The organism is Actinotalea sp. C106 (assembly GCF_023630195.1).
Classification (GTDB): Bacteria; Actinomycetota; Actinomycetes; order Actinomycetales; family Cellulomonadaceae; genus Actinotalea.
Window position 1 is genome coordinate 1 of the sequence record NZ_JALPKN010000541.1, and the last position, 1031, is coordinate 1031.

The following is a 1031-nucleotide window of genomic DNA, read 5'->3' on the forward strand; positions in this document are numbered from 1 at the left end:
GGCGGGGTCGGGGTCGTGGTGGCGTCTGCGAGGGCGGTCGGTGCGGGGACCCTCGGGGCTGGCTCGGTCGTCGGGGTCGGGCCGGGCCGCCGGGTCGGGTCCACGGACAGGTCCGGGACCTGACGGGCGCCTGGCGTGTCGGTCGACAGCCCGAGCACCAGCGGGACCGCCGCGAGGGCGAGCACCGTGGTGCCCACGACGACCGGCAGGAACCCCACCTGCTGCGCGATGAGCACCCCCAGCGGCAGCATCGCCACGTTGGGCAACCCCGCCGCGAGACCGAAGTACCCGGTCCCTCGGCTCAGGTGGGTGTCGGCGACCAGCTCGCTCACCAGGGCCGCCCCGGCCACGACAACGAGGGCGAAGCCCGCACCCCTCAGGGCTGAGACCGCGAGCACGGGCCCGATGGCGGACGAGAGCAGGTAGGCCGGCGTGGCGAGCCCCATGACGAGGGCGCCGACGGCGACCATGCGGCGCAGGCTGAGCACCCGGAGCAGGGGGCGCATCGCGAGCTGGGTCACCACCGTCGCACCCATCATCACGCCCGTGACGGTCCCGACCGCTCCTCCGCCCGCGCCGCCCTGCGCAGCCCACAGCGGGACGACCGAGAGCAGCGGCGCGTAGTTGCTCAGCGCACCGAACACGGCTGCCAGGAGCAGCAGGTAGTCGCGGGTGAAGACCGCGCGGGGGGCACTCATCGGACCGACCCTACGGTGCGGTCCCCGCACGGGCGGGACGGGTCACGCCGGAGTTCTCACAGCGGGTCGCAGCCCCCTGTGCGCTGGCCGTTCCACAGAGGAAACGGCGGCACGTCACGGTGGAAACACCCGCTCCCTAGCGTCATGGCACGGCCCGGCTCCGTCGGGCGCCGCCCACCCGCCGAGAGAGGCAGCGATGACGGCATCCATGACTGCGACCCCCGACCCCGCGAGCACGGACGGGGGCGCCCCGAGCGGCACCGCGGTGGCCACGCCCCCCGCGACGAGCACGACCCCCGGGGCCACGCGGCGCGGCCGGTGGATCGACCACTG

Annotated in this window: 1 protein-coding gene; it reads right to left on the reverse strand. The window is 75.3% G+C overall.

Going from position 1 to position 1031, the window contains the following annotated elements:
- On the reverse strand, nt 1-698 hold a 698-nt coding region (locus tag L0B03_RS18350; RefSeq protein ID WP_250448511.1), incomplete at its 3' end, for an MFS transporter.
- Nucleotides 699-1031: the final 333 nt, after the last annotated feature.